14 protein-coding genes and 2 rRNA genes (1 of these 16 running past the window's edge) are annotated in these 17,686 nt (G+C 52.5%); 3 read left to right on the top strand and 13 right to left on the bottom strand.

Features of this window, described 5'->3' with window-relative positions:
* Window positions 1-22: 22 nt before the first annotated feature.
* The 7 genes from CHH28_RS20345 to CHH28_RS05905 all read right to left on the bottom strand — a co-directional run bounded on the left by CHH28_RS20345 (window position 23) and on the right by CHH28_RS05905 (window position 7,533).
* A complete protein-coding gene (locus CHH28_RS20345) occupies window positions 23-157 on the bottom strand; it encodes a hypothetical protein (RefSeq protein WP_269843680.1) in 135 nt (44 codons plus the stop codon).
* A gap of 99 nt (window positions 158-256) precedes the next feature.
* Window positions 257-1,117 carry an alpha/beta fold hydrolase gene (locus tag CHH28_RS05935; RefSeq protein WP_199244014.1) on the bottom strand — a complete coding sequence of 287 codons (861 nt, stop codon included), beginning with the start codon at window positions 1,115-1,117 and terminating at the stop codon, window positions 257-259.
* A gap of 52 nt (window positions 1,118-1,169) precedes the next feature.
* A complete protein-coding gene (locus CHH28_RS05930; RefSeq protein WP_094059446.1) occupies window positions 1,170-1,703 on the bottom strand; it encodes an SPOR domain-containing protein in 534 nt (177 codons plus the stop codon).
* 17 nt (window positions 1,704-1,720) lie between these two features.
* Window positions 1,721-3,406: an arginine--tRNA ligase gene (gene argS / locus CHH28_RS05925; RefSeq protein WP_094059445.1), complete on the bottom strand. Its 1,686-nt coding sequence runs from the start codon at window positions 3,404-3,406 to the stop codon at window positions 1,721-1,723.
* A 384-nt stretch (window positions 3,407-3,790) separates the two neighbouring features.
* Window positions 3,791-5,173, bottom strand: a complete 1,383-nt coding sequence (locus CHH28_RS05920; RefSeq protein ID WP_094059444.1) for a ribonuclease J — start codon at window positions 5,171-5,173, stop codon at window positions 3,791-3,793.
* A gap of 370 nt (window positions 5,174-5,543) precedes the next feature.
* The gene (locus tag CHH28_RS05915) at window positions 5,544-6,620 is read right to left on the bottom strand and encodes a sensor histidine kinase (protein ID WP_157729799.1); all 1,077 of its coding nucleotides are present in this window, start codon (window positions 6,618-6,620) and stop codon (window positions 5,544-5,546) included.
* A 247-nt stretch (window positions 6,621-6,867) separates the two neighbouring features.
* Complete coding sequence (locus tag CHH28_RS05905) at window positions 6,868-7,533, bottom strand: response regulator transcription factor (RefSeq protein ID WP_094059441.1); 666 nt, start codon at window positions 7,531-7,533, stop codon at window positions 6,868-6,870.
* Window positions 7,534-7,657: 124 nt separating this feature from the next.
* On the opposite strand from CHH28_RS05905, the gene CHH28_RS05900 reads away from it, so the two are divergent.
* From CHH28_RS05900 to CHH28_RS05890, 3 genes are all read left to right on the top strand, one after another.
* Window positions 7,658-8,236 (top strand): cytochrome b, encoded by a 579-nt coding sequence (locus CHH28_RS05900; protein WP_094059440.1) that lies wholly within the window; start codon window positions 7,658-7,660, stop codon window positions 8,234-8,236.
* Between the two features lie 99 nt (window positions 8,237-8,335).
* Window positions 8,336-10,171, top strand: a complete 1,836-nt coding sequence (ilvD, locus tag CHH28_RS05895) for a dihydroxy-acid dehydratase (RefSeq protein WP_094059439.1) — start codon at window positions 8,336-8,338, stop codon at window positions 10,169-10,171.
* Between the two features lie 58 nt (window positions 10,172-10,229).
* Window positions 10,230-11,270 carry a hypothetical protein gene (locus tag CHH28_RS05890; protein ID WP_094059438.1) on the top strand — a complete coding sequence of 347 codons (1,041 nt, stop codon included), beginning with the start codon at window positions 10,230-10,232 and terminating at the stop codon, window positions 11,268-11,270.
* A 40-nt stretch (window positions 11,271-11,310) separates the two neighbouring features.
* Here CHH28_RS05890 and CHH28_RS05885 read toward each other — a convergent pair whose 3' ends face one another.
* From CHH28_RS05885 to CHH28_RS05860, 6 genes are all read right to left on the bottom strand, one after another.
* Entirely contained in the window at window positions 11,311-12,612 is a 1,302-nt protein-coding gene (locus CHH28_RS05885) for an HD-GYP domain-containing protein (protein ID WP_199244013.1), read from the bottom strand.
* 72 nt (window positions 12,613-12,684) lie between these two features.
* Window positions 12,685-14,127, bottom strand: a complete 1,443-nt coding sequence (gene modF / locus CHH28_RS05880; RefSeq protein WP_094059436.1) for a molybdate ABC transporter ATP-binding protein ModF — start codon at window positions 14,125-14,127, stop codon at window positions 12,685-12,687.
* A gap of 6 nt (window positions 14,128-14,133) precedes the next feature.
* Window positions 14,134-14,478: a histidine triad nucleotide-binding protein gene (locus tag CHH28_RS05875; protein WP_094059435.1), complete on the bottom strand. Its 345-nt coding sequence runs from the start codon at window positions 14,476-14,478 to the stop codon at window positions 14,134-14,136.
* Window positions 14,479-14,529: 51 nt separating this feature from the next.
* Complete coding sequence (locus CHH28_RS05870) at window positions 14,530-15,783, bottom strand: diguanylate cyclase (protein ID WP_094059434.1); 1,254 nt, start codon at window positions 15,781-15,783, stop codon at window positions 14,530-14,532.
* 201 nt (window positions 15,784-15,984) lie between these two features.
* A 5S ribosomal RNA gene (gene rrf, locus CHH28_RS05865) occupies window positions 15,985-16,100 on the bottom strand.
* A gap of 163 nt (window positions 16,101-16,263) precedes the next feature.
* Window positions 16,264-17,686, bottom strand: a 23S ribosomal RNA gene (locus CHH28_RS05860) (it continues 1,464 nt past the right edge of the window).

The following is a 17,686-nucleotide window of genomic DNA, read 5'->3' as shown; positions in this document are numbered from 1 at the left end:
AACGGCTTACTGATTCGATCCGTCAGAACGTTGCCGTCAGGATAAACGACAACACCAACATGGCCGCACTGCTCACCGCCGCGGCGATGTGAATGTGGCGCAAACGCTGCTCCGTCAGCTCAGGTTCCTGAATCGTGTCCATTGGTTCGATATCCATGCACAAGCCCCTTATTGCTGGACTTATCAGGCTAGCAGCGGCCACGCGCACTGCCGTGGTGATTGTGTGACCGAGTGTTGCAGCCTGTAACCACGGCAGCTAAAACGACAGGTACTGCTTCACCAGTTGGATCTGGTCGGCACTCATCAAGGTCGGCGCATGGCCGCAGCCGGTCATTTCGATCACATCCACCCCCTCACGCTGCCCCATCAACGCGGCAGTGTCGGCTGTTAACACATCAGAGTTGGAGCCACGCAATACCAGCACCGGGCATTGCACCGCCTGCCAAGGCACAGACAGGTCAACATCCTGCTGTAAGTCGTTAAAAGCGAGGGAGATCTGCGGATCGTAGCGGTAATGCCAGTCACCGCCACTATTCTGGCGGAACATTCTCAGTGTCAGCGCGCGCCACTGTGCATCGGTGAGCGCTCCAAAAGGCGCGGCAATGATACGAAACTCTGCTTCGGCTTCATCCAAGCTGGCAAAGCTGCGCTTCTGCCCAACGTAAGCGCCAATGCGTTGCAGAGCCGCCAGCGGGATATGAATGCCAACGTCGTTGAGCACCAGCTTACGCACACAACCGGGTTGGCTGGCCTCTAATAACAGCCCGATCAGGCCGCCCATAGAGGTCCCCAGCCAGTCCAGCTGAGATATCTGCAAATGTTGCTGCACTGTTTGAATCAGTTGCGTGGCGATACTGACATACAGCGGATAGCCATAATGCTCGCCCTGCTCCAACCAAGCGCTGTCACCTCGGCCGAGCACATCCGGGCAAATCACGTGATACCGATCGGCCAACTCACTGGCCAATTCATCAAAGAAGCGGCCGTTGTGAGTCAGGCCATGACAGCAAATCAACAACGCATCCGACGCCGGTGATTGCCAGTGGTGGTAGGCCATGGCCTTATCCCCTTCCGGGGTATTGACCATCAGCCGCTGCGTCGAGCAGGTAACAGACATGCATTCACTCCCTTTCGCCTGTTACCCAAGTGTGTCGGCTATCGGAGTAAAGTCAACCGTCCGCCGCCAGCGGGGTTTTCAGCACCAAGGGGCTGATATTGCGCTGCGCCAGCTGGTCTTGCGCTTTATTCATCTTCGAGCGATTGGTGAACGGCCCAACGTAGACCCGATACCAAGTGGAGTCATTGACCGTGCTGCTTTCCACGTAGGCATTCATGCCTGCCAACAACAACTCAGCACGCATGCGATCGGCATCGGCGCTGCCACGAAACGACGCCACTTGCAGCCGATAACTGTAACGCTTAGGCGTGCCTTTGGGCGTTGAGACGTACTCTTTCACCTTATCGACCTTCACCTCTTGCTGTTCCAACAAGCGATAAAACTCGTAGTTCGGTTTTTCTACCGGTGGTGTCACCGCCTGCTGTTGCAGCGCCTGGAATACCTCTTCGGCATCCTGGCGCACCGCGCCAGATTCGTCGCTGGCCGGAATGGTGCTGAGATACAACACAAACCCGGCGAATGCGACGGCCAGGGTGGGGGTAAAGACCCACACCCACTTTGGAACCCTGCTGGAATGATCCGACATCAATGCGTCTCGTTGATTTACATTTCTTCCGGTGCGCTAACACCGAGCAGGTCCAGACCGTTGGCAATTACCTGACGCACCGCCTCGGCCAGCGTCAGACGCGCATTACGCAACGACTCGTCGTCCACCAGAGTTTTCTCTGAGTTGTAATAGGTGTGGAAGTCGGACGCCAGATCTTTCAGGTAGTTGGCAATCTGATGTGGCTCGCGGTTGTTGGCAGCGTTGCGCACCACTTCCGGATAACGCCCCAGTTTCACAATCAGATCTTTTTCATTGTCGAGCGCCAGCGCTGGCAATGCCGCCAAGCCCTGCTCCTCAGTCCAGCTGTGGCCCGCTTCCGCCAGCTTGCGGAAAATCGAACACACCCGCGCGTGCGCGTATTGAATGTAATACACCGGGTTATCGGAAGACTGTGACCGCGCCAGATCGATATCAAAGGTCAGCTGACTGTCGGCTTTACGCGCCGCCAGGAAGTAACGCGTGGCATCACGGCCGACTTCATCGATCAAATCACGCAGGGTGACATAGCTGCCCGCCCGCTTCGACAGTTTCACTTCTTCGCCGCCACGCATGACCGTCACCATTTGGTGCAGCACGTAGTCGGGCCAGCCTTTTGGAATATCGGCATTTAATGCCTGCAAGCCGGCGCGCACCCGGGTGATGGTGCTGTGGTGATCGGCACCCTGCTCGTTAATGACTTTTTCAAAGCCGCGCTGCCATTTATCCAGGTGATAAGCGACGTCCGGCAAGAAGTAAGTGTAGCCGCCGTCTTTTTTACGCATGACCCGGTCTTTGTCGTCGCCAAAGTCGGTGGTGCGCAGCCACAAAGCATCGTCCTGCTCATAGGTGTAGCCATTGTCGATCAGGCGTTTCACCACGTCTTCCACCTTGCCACTGCTGTACAGCGAGGTTTCCAAGAAGAACACATCAAAGCCAACGCCAAAGGCTTTTAAATCCAGGTCTTGTTCACGACGCAGGTAAGCGACAGCAAAGTGCAAAATGCCATCCAAATCGTCGGCGTTTTGCGTACCGGTAAAGCTTTGGTCTTCCGACTCCACGGTATCGCCGGCCATAAAGCTGTTGGCCAAATCGATAATGTACTCACCACGGTAGCCATCTTGCGGCCAGCCAGCGTCTTCTGGTGTCAGCCCCTTACAACGCGCCTGTACCGACAGAGCTAGGTTGGTAATTTGCGCCCCGGCGTCGTTGTAATAAAACTCGCGCGTCACGTCCCAGCCGGTGGCTTCTAACAAACGGCTAAGGCAGTCGCCTACCGCCGCGCCGCGGCCATGGCCGATATGCAAAGGACCGGTTGGGTTAGCGGAAACAAACTCCACCTGTACCTTACGGCCAGCGCCTTCATCGCTGCGACCGTATTGATTTTTTTGCTCCAGTACGGTTTTCACCAAGCTGCTGGTCGATGCGTCGGACAAATAGACGTTGATAAAACCAGGGCCAGCGATTTCGACCTTTTCCACTAACTCAGAAGCAGGCAAGGCATCGCACAACAACTGCGCCAACTCGCGTGGTTTTTTACCCGCTGGCTTGGCCAGCATCATCGCCAGGTTTGAGGCCAGATCACCGTGTGCCTTGTCTCGGGTGTTGTCCACCTGAATTCGTGGCTCCAGGTCCTGAGGCAAAACATCCTCGGACTTCAGGTTAGCGACGGCGGCGGATAACAACTCAGCAATTTGCGGTTTCATAATCTGATCTCAGTAATGTGACTCTCGTCAGTAGCAATTCGGGCCATGGCCCGTAAAGGCGCCCGATTATCGCAAAAAGGCCTGCGGGGGTGAAGCTAAGCCCGAGTCCGGGCGACGGTAAATGCAAAGGCTGCGCTCTCCATGCAACAACAGCTTATCCACAGCAAAAGCACAGGTGCTTGTGAGCAACTGAGGCAACTTGGAAAAGTCGCTGATCACGGCTTATTTTTGTTGACTTTTCAGCAAGATAGCGAGATTTCATAAAACGGTCATAAAAGCGTCAATCTGACCACAGCGCCCGGTTACCGGCCTTGCAGCCATATACTCAAAAGTTATTAAGATAGTTATGCACAGATTCTGTGCATAGACGTACGTTTGTTCACACTATTCAACCTTAACCAGGCCACCCTTGTGCCAACCCAAACGTCCAACCGGTACCGCCTGACGTCGTATGCCGGCCACTGGCGCCAACATAAACACATCACCGTTGCGCCCAGTCAAGGCTTGGCCTGCTCCCGAGTGCCGCGCCAACTCAGCATGAACCCGCATATGCTCGGCTTCACCATGCACCGGAATGGCAATATCAGGTTGTACCCATTGATACAGCTGTTTCAACTCCTGTTGCGCCGGGTGGCCAGAGGCATGAATCGGCTTGGGTGATTGCTCCGCGGTGATGACGTCTATCTGTTGCTGGCGCAGCTGTGCGATCAAACCGCCAATGGCTTCTTCATTGCCAGGAATGGCTCGTGCACTGAAGATCACCCGATCGCCGGCGCTGAGTTCCATGGTTGGATGGATGCCGGCGGCCAGACGACGCAATGCCGTTCGTGGCTCCCCCTGGCTGCCAGTCGCTACCGCCAGCACCTCATGCGGCGGCAAATAACCCAGATGCGTTTCGTCCACCACCTTCGCCGACAGTGGCCAAATGCCAGCCCGTTGGGCGCATTGATGCATATTGTGTAGTGACCGTCCCAGTAGCCCCAGGTAACGGCCGTTAGCCGCGGCGATATGCGCCAAGGTAACCAAGCGCGCAATGTTGCTGCCAAAACAGGTGACCACTACCCGTCCTGTGGCACTGGCCACCCATTGCTGCAGCCCATCATGCAACTCACTTTCCGACATCGAGTGCCCCGCCACGGTGGCGTTGGTTGAGTCGCACACCATGGCGCGCACTCCCTCTTGCCCCAGGCGCACAAAATCGTCGCGCTGATAGCCATGACCAACAATGGGATTTGGGTCCAGCTTCCAGTCGCCGGTGTGAAAGATGTGCCCCAACGGCGTTCGAATCATCAGGGCATTCGGGTCTGGGATTGAATGCGTCAGCGCTAGCCACTCCACCTCAAACGGGCCAATGTGACGACGCTCGCCAACACTGACCACGTGCAATGGCACTTGATGCAGTAAGCCACGCTCCGCCAGCTTGCGCTTTAACACCTCGGCGGTAAATCGTGTGGTATAGATCGGACAACGCAGCCGTTCCCACAAATACGGCACGGCGCCGATATGGTCTTCATGAGCATGGGTAATGATCATTCCCGCCAGCTGTCCGCGGCGCTCGCTAATAAACCTTGGGTCAGGCATTTGCGTATCAGGTTCACCAGAATGATGCACGGTACCATCGGCGCTTACCCGACCGGGTTTAGGAAACGTCACCCCGCAGTCGATCATCAACCACTGACCATCATGGCCATACAGGTTCATATTCATGCCGATTTCGCCGGTTCCGCCAAGGGGTAAAAACCATAAATCCTGCGAAGTTGGGGTCATCACTGCAGCCTATTCAAAAGAACAGCCATTATTATAAGGAAAATAGCCTTCCAACCCTCTGTGGAGGCACTAAAGTATTCGGCTCAGTTTTAGGTGAGTGCTGCAGTTATTGGAACATCGGTGGCTGGCAACGATATCATCATTGATGCTACGCCCCTGAAAGCCCTGATTCAGGGGCGGCGATTATGCCATAGCTGGCAACCGCACAAGCCAACGTTGTGGCTCTAAGCCCTCGAGCTATCAAGAGCAAGCAACGAATCATTTAAAGGTTCACTGCTAAAGGTTGTTAGTTAGCAAAAAAATGTTGGAAGTGGCTTGTTCCCATTGGGTTTGGCACGCCAATGTGTTGCTAAGCACATGCTGAATGGGGTTATTCCCTCGAAGCCATAGGCAATGATACCTGTACAGACAGCCCCGAAAGACCTGAGCTTCTACCAAACTGAAGTTCACCATGATTTAATTCGATTATTTCAGCCACGACACTTAAGCCCAAGCCCGTACCCTTCTGATCGGCCGGTGATATTCTAAAAAAATGTTTGGTTATATCCTCTAAGTAAGCATCATCAACACCTGGCCCATTATCTTCAATAATTATTTGAAAGCTAGAATCTAACTGATAACACGACACGCGAACTCGAGCTTTTTGTTTATCATTGTATTTAACAGCGTTATCGATCAAGTTCCTTACTACAATTTCAATTTGACTTGGGTTCGCCAATACATTAAATGCTTCCGGAGGAAATATATCGATATCGACTCGTTCTATGTCTATCCTTTCTTGGTATATCAAGTCACCAACCACCTGACGAACAATCTCTGTCACATCCACCATATTGGCACCCATACAGTTGCTCGATTGTACTCTTGCCCACTCCAGAAGCTGATCTGATAGCATTTCGATACGGTGAGCTGCATTTTCTATATTCTTCATTTTGGGCGAATAATGATATTCACCTGAAGCCACATAAGATTGAATTTGAGCTTTTAACGCAGCAATGGGGGTGCGCATTTCATGGGCGGCAAAGTCCAAAAAAACTCTTTCTTTCTCCAGGCTGGAGCTCAACCGACAAAGTAAATCATTAATTGCTTTTACAGCAGCGACTAACTCAGAAGGCACATCATTCATCGTAATTGGCTCAAGTCGCTTCATACTAATCCCATCCACTTGACGCGCCAACTCTTTGAGCGGTCGAAACCCATAATTAACTCCACGCAATATCAACGTTATCGCCAATGCAAATATCAAAAAAAGAAATATAAACAATGAAGCAATTAAAACCCTAACCCCCATTTTTCGCTCAAAATCATTCAATCCGACCCAAATTAATAGGCTCCTTTTTTTGTCATGCACGGAGCTAACCAACCACCGTTCTCCGGTTTGTTTATCATCAAATACAGAATTACTATTAAGATCGCTGTACTCCGGTGCATTTTTGGTTTGATACAAAACCTCACCGCCTTCTACCACTATAACAAAGCTGGCCGAGTAACCTGACTCCAACCGTTCAACCCCCCCTCAAACTGCTCATTTGACGCCAAAGAGTTCAGCAGGTTGACCGCGATTGTTTTTGAGTGATTAAAATAAATTTCTCGACTTTCATGCCAGACAAGATACTTAGCTACCACCAATGCAAACAACCAAGAGAGTGCCATAATGACTGATATTCTTACAGCAAGTCGTTTCTGTAACGACTTCATTCTGGCGCCCTCGAAACCATATACCCGATACCACGAATTGTTTTTATCAACGATGAATCAATGCGTTTTCGTATTTGTGATACGTATACTTCTATCGTGTTTTCTTCGATACAATCTTCCCAACGATAAAGGGCATCAATAATCTGCTGTTTGGTTTTTACGTGCCCCTTGCATTCAATTAGATACTGAAGTAACTTATACTGAGTTACCGGCAAATTGATTAGAGAATTTTTATAGAAAATAGTTTTGCTAGCAGGTTCGATTCGGATATCACCATAAACTAACGCTGGCGCAGATCGCCCCATACTTCTTCGAATTAAAGCTCGAACTCTTGCCAGCATTTCTTCTAAATCAAAAGGTTTCACGACATAGTCGTCGGCGCCAAGATCTAAACCGTGAACTTTATCATATGACGCATCTCTAGCCGTTAAAATCAGCACTGGCGTGTCGATTTTTTGGCTACGTACTTCACTTAATATTTGGAAGCCACTCATATCTGGCAAACCAAGATCGAGAATGATCACTGCGAACTCCTGCAGCTTGACAGCATGCAATGCTTGGCTACCCGAATTTACATGCTCAACATGCAACATATCTTGCTGAAAACGAGTTTGAATCGCGTCGGCGATGGCCACATCATCCTCAACCAATAATACCTTCATAGACTTACCTCCATAGCCATCATTCTAGACTTCAATCCTGATGAAATGCTGATAGCAGCTATCAGTGAAGGCTCAGCCTACGCAAGTATCCTGTCGATCGATCAATTAATCGAAGGTACATGCAATGACCGAATACTCTGTACAACTGCAGCAAGGGAATCGCGACGCAAAGGCCATATGCACTAGGTTGTCTAAACCCTCTGTCGTTATGCATTGGCTCATAGCATTCATAGTGATATTCTCTATAGCTCTTGGCTATTACATGACACTGAACGATAGATATGACCTTTACAGTCTGCACAAAGCTATCGGCGTCCTATTATTACCATTGGCCGCATTTCGTATAGCCTGGCGTATACGCAAGGGGTTTCCCACACCCTGCACAAGGATGGAAAAAGGCAAATTATGGGTGGCAAAAGGTGCCCATAGTCTACTGCTACTCTGCACCTTAGTGATGCCTATTTCAGGATTTATTAGCTCAGCCGCCGGCGGTTACGGAGTACCTTTGTTTGGTATTAGTTTAATCGATGCCGTACCCCAGGATATGCGCCCTATTAATCAGCTATTAGCAACGACGGCTCATACCACCCACATTTTTGCCGGCTATTTCATTACTGGTTTACTGATATTACACATAGCCGCTGCAGGTTGGCATCACTTCGTTATTAAAGATCGCACGCTACAGCGCATGCTTGGTCGCTAACCAACGGGGCGTTTTGACAGCACAGTCTTGGTAGCACTGCCCACCACCAGCGGCTCTGGTACACTAGGCCTCCCCTTACCCAAGAATGAGAAGTACACCATGCCAGAGTATCGCTCGCGGACATCCACCGCTGGACGCAATATGGCCGGTGCCCGTGCTTTGTGGCGCGCCACCGGAATGAAAGACGACGATTTCCACAAGCCGATCATCGCCATCGCCAACTCCTTTACTCAGTTTGTACCCGGGCATGTGCATCTGAAGGATATGGGCCAGCTGGTGGCGCGTGAAATTGAAAAAGCCGGCGGCGTCGCCAAAGAATTTAATACCATCGCTGTCGATGACGGCATTGCCATGGGCCACGATGGCATGCTGTACAGTTTGCCTTCACGTGAAATCATCGCCGATGCAGTGGAGTACATGGTCAATGCTCACTGTGCCGACGCGCTGGTGTGCATTTCCAACTGCGACAAAATCACCCCAGGAATGCTAATGGCCGCGTTGCGCCTGAATATTCCGGTGATCTTTGTCTCCGGTGGACCGATGGAAGCCGGTAAAACCAAACTGGCCGAGCACAAGCTCGACTTGGTCGACGCCATGGTCATTGCCGCCGACGACAGCGCCTCCGATGACATGGTGGCCGAATACGAGCGCAGCGCCTGTCCGACCTGTGGCTCTTGCTCCGGTATGTTTACCGCCAACTCGATGAACTGTTTGACCGAGGCCATTGGTCTGTCACTGCCGGGCAATGGCACTACCTTGGCCACCCACGCCGATCGTGAGCAACTGTTTTTAGAAGCGGCTCGGCTGATTGTGCGCAACGCCAAGCGCTATTACGAGCAAGACGATGAGTCCGTGCTGCCGCGTTCGGTTGCCAGCTTTAAAGCGTTTGAAAACGCCATGACCCTCGACATCGTTATGGGCGGCTCTACCAACACCATTTTGCATTTGCTCGCCGCCGCCCAAGAGGCGGAAGTCGATTTCGATATGAAAGACATCGACCGCTTGTCACGCATTGTGCCGCAGCTGTGCAAAGTGGCCCCCAACACGCAAAAATACCATATCGAAGACGTGCATCGCGCCGGTGGCGTGATGGGTATTCTGGGCGAGATCGACCGCGCCGGGCTGCTGCACAGTGATTTGCCCACTGTGCACGAAGCCACCATGAAAGACGCGCTGGATAAGTGGGACATCATGCGCAACCCAACGCCTGAAGTGGTGGAGTTCTTTAAAGCCGGGCCAGCGGGCATTCCCACACAGACGGCCTTTAGTCAAGCCACGCGTTGGCCGAGTTTGGACGGCGACCGCGAATCCGGTTGTATCCGCGCCATCGAGCACGCTTATTCACGGGAAGGCGGCTTAGCAGTGCTGTACGGCAACATCGCCAAAGACGGTTGTGTGGTCAAAACCGCGGGGGTCGATGAGTCAATTCTGGTCTTCAATGGCCAGGCCAAGATCTTTGAATCCCAAGACAGCGCCGTCGCCGGTATTTTGGCCGACGAGGTGAAAGCAGGTGACGTGGTGATCATTCGCTACGAGGGCCCTAAAGGCGGCCCGGGCATGCAAGAAATGCTGTACCCAACGTCGTACCTTAAATCCAAGGGGCTGGGCAAAGCCTGCGCCTTGCTGACCGACGGCCGCTTCTCTGGCGGTACCTCGGGCTTGTCGATTGGCCATTGCTCTCCTGAAGCAGCCGCCGGTGGTGCCATTGGTTTATTGCGTGATGGCGATCCTATCAAGATCGATATTCCCAATCGTTCCATTGATGTTTTGCTGAGCGAGGCGGAACTGGCAGAGCGCCGTGCACAGCAAGACGCTAAGGGTTGGAAACCGGTTGAGGAGCGGCCGCGCAAGGTCAGCACCGCACTGAAGGCCTATGCTAAATTCGCCACCAGTGCCGATAAAGGCGCGGTGCGCGATATTTCTTTGTTGGATTAACCCGTCCGTCGGGCAGGCTAAGCCTGCCCAGCGTTAAATCACCAGCGGTAGCTACACCATGATCACCACTTTCCATCGCCAACTGATTGTCCTAACTGCACTGTCGCTGCCTACCCTTTGGCTGTCCGGCTGCAGCAGCCAGCCAGACATCCCGGTGCACGAAGTGGAATATCAACGCTATTTGGACGAAAACACCCAAGCCGTACAACGCCAGCAGCAACAGGCATTGGATACTGCCGAGCAAGCGTTAAAGCAAAGCGAAGCGCAACGGCTGTCGTTTTTCTCTCCAGGCTATGCGCAGCAGCTTGAACAAGCCGTCAGCGCTAGCCGCCAAGCCAGCCTGACGGGTGAGCACCAAACCCTGATCAACAAAGCCAACGAAGCATCCAACCTGCTCGAGTTGGCATTGGCGAATAAAAAACAGGTCGAGAAGTTATTCGAAAACGTGCTACAACGGTTAGCACAAGTGCGCGAACTGCAAGCCGATAAAGTACAGCGGCGTCAGTATCAGCAGTTTTTGCAAAACCTGCAGACCCATTTTTTAGCACTGGAAGCACAGCAGTCACCAACGGAGACTGAGCTAAACGCCCTGCTCATCCAGTTGGAGCAATTGCAGCGCAGCACCCTGTTGGCGCGCTATTGGCAGCCAGCACACAGCACATTAGAGCAAGCCGCCAGCGAAGGGGCTGCCGCAGCCGCTGCGCAAACGTATCAGCGAGCTAGCGCCTTGGTCGATGACACCGGCAGCTATATTCAATTACAACAGGGGGACCCGCAGGAAGCGGCACGAAAAGGCTTAGAAGCACTGCGCCATGCGCAACAGGCATTGTTTGTTAGCCGAGAAGCCAAGCGCTTGCAGAACTTAAACCCAAGCCAGGCCGAACAAGCGGTGTTGAGATTCGAGCAGTTGCTGCATCAAATCAGCCAAGGCCTGGATGGTAAAGACCGCCGCCATATGTCGCTGCAAGATCAGATGTTATCGATCAAACAACGCCTGGACGAACTGCAACGTCAAACGACACCCAGCGCGGCCGTACCACCAGCGCCAGCGGCTTCATCAACGCCCAGCAATAACGCTGGCGAACAGTCAGCGCCCTAGCACTGGTACCAACCCGTTTATTGATAGCGAACAGGCTTCATCAGGCCTGTTCAGGCTCCGATAGTGAATATTCAAAGCCCTTAATGCGCAGCCCACGGTGCACATAGTCACCTACATTAATGCCGAAGCAGCCACTGCGATACACATTCTGGGGTTGGTAAGGCTGGCCAAAATCATCCACCGGGCTGTAAGCAAGATTCAATATACGCTCGGGCTGTGGCTCTTTAGCAGCATCCAAAATCATAATGACCTTAGGCTTGAGCTGAAAACCCGGGTTAGATGACAAAATAATTCCTACCTCGCCATTGGTCATTTCCAACAAATACCCCGGCGGATACAAACCAATCATGCTGATAAAGGTGCGGGCAATATCGGCATCAAACTGCGTGCCCAGATTACGGTTAATGATTCGTAACGCCTCCACCGAGGACATGCCAGGTTTGTAGCAGCGGTCACTGGTCATGGCGTCGTAGGCATCCACAATGGTGACGATGCGCGTAAAGCGCGAAATTTTATGGCTGTCGATACCACGCGGATATCCTTTGCCATCCAGACGCTCGTGATGGCTGTAGGCAACATCAATGGCGCCAGGATAAATATCAGCACGGCTCATTAACAGCTGTTTGCCATACACCGTATGGCGCGCCATTTCGCGAAATTCCTCGGGTTCTAGTGGGCCGGGTTTATTCAGTATTTCCGGCGGGACTTTCATTTTCCCTAAGTCGTGCATCAAACCGCACATGCCTAGGTTTTCCAGCTCGTAAGGCGCCAGATCCAATAATCGCCCCAGCGATATCGCCAGCAGGCAGACATTGACAGAGTGCTCGGCGGTGTATTCGTCCTGCCCTTTCAACCGCGTTAGCCACAGCATGGCATTGGGGTTGCCCATCACCCGATCGACACAGTCTTTCACCACCTCTTGTGCTTGCTGTGAATCTAACGCTTGCCCCATTTGTGCGCTGGCTAACAGCTGCTTGACCTGTTTTTTCGCCGCCTGGTACGTGCGATTGGCTTGGCTGAGCTGCTGCGCCATATCCTGCTTTTCGACATAGCGCGTGCGACTGCGCGGTGCGGCGGCCGGTGCGTGTCCATGATCGGCAACCCACTCTTCCTCCACCACATCGATGTACACGTACTCGCAACTATCCTGCACCACTTGGATATCTTCCTGCGACTCGAGCAAAAAGCCCTGAAACAGAAAAGGCGATTCTTCCCAGGGAATGTCCAGCTCAGCGACAAACATACCGATGCTCAGCTCATTCACCGCGACCTGGCGCCGACTATGACGCTGATTGACGATGTATTGCTGACCACTGCGACTGCGATGTTTCGATTTGATCAAGTGCCCACCTGCGGCATTCACGAAAGAATTAACGAGGGTAAAAACAACCATTAAAAGCTTAGCGGCTGCTGCTTAAGGCAGGTCGCTTTGCTGTACGACTATCCTGCTGCCGTCTTGGGTGTTTTTTGGTTCAAACAGCAACCGCGATTGAATGGCAGCAGGAATTTCGTCAGCGTGGTGAGTAACGTACAGCAAGGTCATCGACTGCTGTTGTGCCAGCCGCTGGATAAACGCCAGCACCATCTCTCGGCTAATGTCGTCCAACCCTTGGCAAGGTTCATCGAGGATCAGTAACGGCGGTTGTTTGATCAGTGCACGTGCAATCAAGATCAGCCGCTGCTCGCCATAGGATAAATGCTGCAGACTCTGGTTGGCTTTATGCCCAAGGCCGAGAATATCCAGCCATTGCAGCCCCAAACGTTTGTCATCATCGCCAACGGCGGCGTACAAACCGATGGAGTCATGTAAACCGGACAACAAAGCGCTCAGTACATTGGTGGTAGCGCGGTACTGCCACTGCAACGCAGAAGACACCAAGCCAATATGCTGCTTGATGTCCCAGATGCTTTCGCCAGTGCCACGGCGAATACCAAACAGCGTCAAATCATTGCGATAACACTGTGGGTTATCACCGGTGATCAGCTGCAACAAACTGCTTTTACCGCAACCATTGGGGCCTTGAATGGCCCAGTGTTGGCCGGGCAGAACCGTCCAGTTCAGCTGCTCAAACAATACTCGCTCGTCGTAGCGTACGCTGGTATCACGCATCTCAACCAAAGCTTGGCCTGCTGTCAGCGCGTTGCGTGGCGGGGCAGCGGGGAACTCAGGCAGTTCGCCATCAAAATGCAATAACGCCCGCAGATCAGGTTGCGATTCAACCTGTTGGCGCGTTCCCGCCAATAGCAGCCGGGCATCGTGCATAAAGGCCAAATGCGTAATCCAGTCGGGTAACTCATCCAACCGATTCGCTACCCAAAGCAGCGCATGACCTGCACGCACGTACTCATCCAGCAACTCAGTCAAAGCCTCACGACTGGGCTGATCCAGCCCCTCAAATGGCTCATCCAACACCAGCATATCCGGCTGCTTAAGCAGCGCACGCACCAGCATCACTTTGCGGCTTTCGCCAGTACTCAGCGATTTGAAACCACTGTCTAACAGGTGTCTGATATCCAGGCGATCGATCAAGGACTGCGCTGTCGACAAGGGTGCCAACAAGTCGGCGACACGGGTGCCTTTGTCGGGCTGATCCAGCAAATCACTTTGATCGATGTGGCGCTCATACGCCAGCAGCTCCGCTTGTGCTTCCAGCGATACATACTCAGTGGAGCCCGGTTGATTCGTCACCTGACCATGACTGAGCACCACATCGCCAGCAAACAGCCGTGAAACAACGGTTTTACCACTGCCATTGGTACCGCAAACAGCCCAGTATTCACCCGGCTGCAATGCCCACTGGTCAATGGTTAGATGACGGCCGTCGTGCAAGCGCGCCAGGATTTGATCCAACTGCATCGCGAGTTAACCCGGAGGCCAGCTTAAGCTGCGACCACCAATTACATGTAAATGCAGATGAAATACGGTTTGCCCGGCCTCGGCACCGTTGTTCACCACCAAACGGAAACGATCGCCTAAGCCTTCTTGCTCGGCGACTTTATTGGCCGCCAACATCAAATGCCCCAACAAAGCCGCGTCTTGCTCGTCGGCATCGCACAGGCGTGGAATCGGTTTTTTGGGGATCACCAGGATGTGGGTCGGTGCTGCGGGGTACAAATCACGAAAGGCCAAGCAGTGCTCGTCCTGATATACGATGTCTGCCGGGGCTTCGCCACGAATAATTTTGCCAAAAATAGTGTCTTCGTTCATGGGCTCCTCCTAGTGAGCGACTACTGTAGAGGAGCCAGAGAATACTGACAATCAGTCTTGCTCGCCGACCACCAGATTGCGACCGCTTTCTTTTGCTTGAAACAGATGAACATCCGCGCGATTGAGGAGCTCGTCCAATTCAGCCTGAGTCCCCGTAGCAATGCCCACGCTGATGGTCACTCGGGTATAGGCATCGTCATTAACGTCGACAATGCCATCAGCCACTCGAGCACGCAGAGCGTCGGCAAATTCATAGGCTTTAACTTCGTTTAAGCCGGGCATTAACAGCGAAAATTCTTCCCCACCGGTGCGAGCCAATAAAAACGGCTGCGTGAGCTCGTTTAACAGTCGCGCAATATGCACTAGAGCAGCATCCCCGCCTTGATGCCCATACTCGTCGTTGATCTGTTTAAAGTGGTCGACATCGATGATGGCAGCACTGACCGGTTTATTGGCCTTGTTCGCCTGTGTCACCAATTCACCCGCCGTGTCTTGGAAATAACGACGATTGAATAAGCCGGTCAGGAAATCGCGATTGGCTTGCTGTTCCATTTCCTTCAGCAGGGTAATGGTTTCGATGTTGTTGGTCACACGGCAGAAAAACTCTTCCTGCTCGAATGGCTTATTGAGGAAATCGTTGGCGCCATTTTTGATAAACCGCACCGATAGGTGGTTATCACCTTGCCCGGATAAACCAATGATGGCGATACGGCGTTTCTCAAACTCATGACGGATGGCTTGCACCAGTTCGAAACCATCCATATTCGGCATGTTGTAATCGGTAATCACCAATTGAATATCTGGGTGTTGGTGCAGGCGTTTCATCGCTTGTACACCGTCTTCCGCAGTATGCACGTGATAACAATGCAGGCTTAACAGTAACTGGATGTGCTTGCGTGCCATCTTTGAATCTTCCACCACCAGCACTTCCACCTGGCGATTGTGGCTTAAACGGCGAATCATATTGAGGGCGTATTGATAGGAATAACGCGACTCTTTGATCACATAATCGGCAATGCCTTTGGCTTGCAGGATATCGCGCTTGTGGGAGTCGCTGGAGCCGGTTAACACCACCACAGGCAGCTTTTGCTCCAGTAAATAATCAACCAGCTCACCGTCTGGGGCATCGGGCAACGACAGATCCACCAATGCCACTTCAAGGGTGTGTTGATGTTGCTGATACGCTTGCTGTGCTGCGGCCATGCTGGTGGCGAACACCACATCTTCACCGAGGGTCGCTTTGGCCAAGTGCTTGAGAATTTTCACCACCACGTTGCTGTCTTCTACCACCAAATATCGAGCCATAACCGTCTCCAAGCGATTCAGACTCAAGTGTAGTCAAAGGTGTTTGTGGCGTTGGACAGTCGAAGCTAAGTCAGCCTTTTGAACGAGTGGGCGTAACAAACAAGGAAATAGATTGTGGGCAGTGACCATCGCAAAGATATTTGTCAGTGCAGCAGAACGAAAAAACCCCGATAGCGTTCGCTACCGGGGTTTTGAATAAGAGCTTGACGATGACCTACTCTCACATGGGGAAGCCCCACACTACCATCGGCGATGCTGCGTTTCACTTCTGAGTTCGGGATGGATTCAGGTGGTTCCACAGCTCTATTGTCGTCAAGCAAACCTGTATGAAGTGTTGTCGTCTTACGCGTTCTGCAACGTGACTTCAAATAAGGTTGGATACATGAGTGTACTGAGAATTCTCTTGCGAACCGGCGGTGCCTGTTCGTATATCTTGGCTTGTTGCTGAGTTTTCAGCGCCCACCCGAGTTTGGGTGTTATATGGTCAAGCCTCACGGGCAATTAGTACAGGTTAGCTCAACGCCTCACAACGCTTACACACCCTGCCTATCAACCAGGTAGTCTTCCTGGGCCCTACAGGGAACTCGAAGTTCCAGTGAGATCTCATCTTGAAGGAGGCTTCACGCTTAGATGCTTTCAGCGTTTATCCCGTCCGAACGTAGCTACCCGGCAATGCATCTGGCGATACAACCGGAACACCAGAGGTTCGTTCACTCCGGTCCTCTCGTACTAGGAGCAACTCTTCTCAAATCTCAAACGCCCACGGCAGATAGGGACCGAACTGTCTCACGACGTTCTAAACCCAGCTCGCGTACCACTTTAAATGGCGAACAGCCATACCCTTGGGACCGGCTTCAGCCCCAGGATGTGATGAGCCGACATCGAGGTGCCAAACACCGCCGTCGATGTGAACTCTTGGGCGGTATCAGCCTGTTATCCCCGGAGTACCTTTTATCCGTTGAGCGATGGCCCTTCCATACAGAACCACCGGATCACTATGACCTACTTTCGTACCTGCTCGACGTGTCTGTCTCGCAGTTAAGCCGGCTTATGCCATTGCACTAACCTCTTGATGTCCGACCAAGATTAGCCGACCTTCGTGCTCCTCCGTTACTCTTTGGGAGGAGACCGCCCCAGTCAAACTACCCACCACACAGTGTCCTCGATCCAGATAATGGACCTGAGTTAGAACCCCAAATTGACCAGGCTGGTATTTCAAGGTTGGCTCCACCAGGACTGGCGTCCTGGCTTCAAAGCCTCCCAGCTATCCTACACAAGCCAATTCAAAGTTCACTGTGAAGCTGTAGTAAAGGTTCACGGGGTCTTTCCGTCTAGCCGCGGGAACGCAGCATCTTAACTGCGAATTCAATTTCACTGAGTCTCGGGTGGAGACAGTGTGGCCATCGTTACGCCATTCGTGCAGGTCGGAACTTACCCGACAAGGAATTTCGCTACCTTAGGACCGTTATAGTTACGGCCGCCGTTTACCGGGGCTTCGATCAAGAGCTTCGCAGATGCTAACCCCATCAATTAACCTTCCGGCACCGGGCAGGCGTCACACCCTATACGTCCACTTTCGTGTTTGCAGAGTGCTGTGTTTTTAATAAACAGTCGCAGCCACCTGGTATCTTCGACCGGTCTCAGCTTACGGAGCAAGTCCTTCACCAAAACCGGCGCACCTTCTCCCGAAGTTACGGTGCCATTTTGCCTAGTTCCTTCACCCGAGTTCTCTCAAGCGCCTTGGTATTCTCTACCTACCCACCTGTGTCGGTTTAGAGTACGGTTTCTTTGTAGCTGAAGCTTAGAGGCTTTTCCTGGAAGCATGGCATCGACCACTTCGGACTCCGTAGAGTCACCGTCATCACGTCTCGGCATTAAGAACCCGGATTTACCTAAGTTCTCT

The organism is Bacterioplanes sanyensis (genome assembly GCF_002237535.1).
Taxonomy (GTDB): Bacteria; Pseudomonadota; Gammaproteobacteria; order Pseudomonadales; family Oceanobacteraceae; genus Bacterioplanes; species Bacterioplanes sanyensis_A.
The sequence above is the reverse complement of the archived record's forward strand: the minus strand, read 5'-3'. Positions and strand labels throughout refer to the sequence as shown.